At 67.9% G+C, this 442-nt stretch carries 1 protein-coding gene; it reads left to right on the top strand.

Features of this window, described 5'->3' with window-relative positions:
• Positions 1 to 25 precede the first annotated feature (25 nt).
• On the top strand, positions 26 to 442 hold a 417-nt coding region (locus RNB18_RS52235; RefSeq protein ID WP_311721082.1), incomplete at its 3' end, for a lytic transglycosylase domain-containing protein.

Here is a 442-nt window from a genome sequence, read left to right as displayed (position 1 = left end):
CGCTTACGCCGCGCGCGTCGCCCAGGTGGAAAACCCGAATTGCCAACTGGCCTGGACCACGTTGGCCGGCATCGGCATGGTCGAGAGCCACCACGGCACCTACCGCGGCGCGATGATCGCGCGCAACGGCGACGTCACCCCGCCGATTCGCGGTGTGCAACTGGACGGGACCGCCGGCACCCTGCGCATTCCCGACACCGACAAGGGCAAGCTGGACGGCGATCCGCTGATGGACCGTGCCATGGGGCCGATGCAGTTCATCCCGGAGACCTGGGGGCACTTCGGCGTGGACGCCAACAACGACGGGGTGGTGAGCCCGGACAATTTCGACGACGCGGCGCTGTCGGCGGCCGGCCTGCTGTGCTGGTACGGCAAGGACCTGTCCACCCCGAGAGGCTGGATGACGGCACTGAAGGCCTACAACAACTCCGAGCAGTACGCC

It is taken from the genome of Streptomyces doebereineriae (assembly GCF_031845645.1).
In the GTDB taxonomy this organism is placed as follows: Bacteria; Actinomycetota; Actinomycetes; order Streptomycetales; family Streptomycetaceae; genus Streptomyces; species Streptomyces canus.
This window is presented reverse-complemented; position numbering and strand designations above follow the sequence as displayed.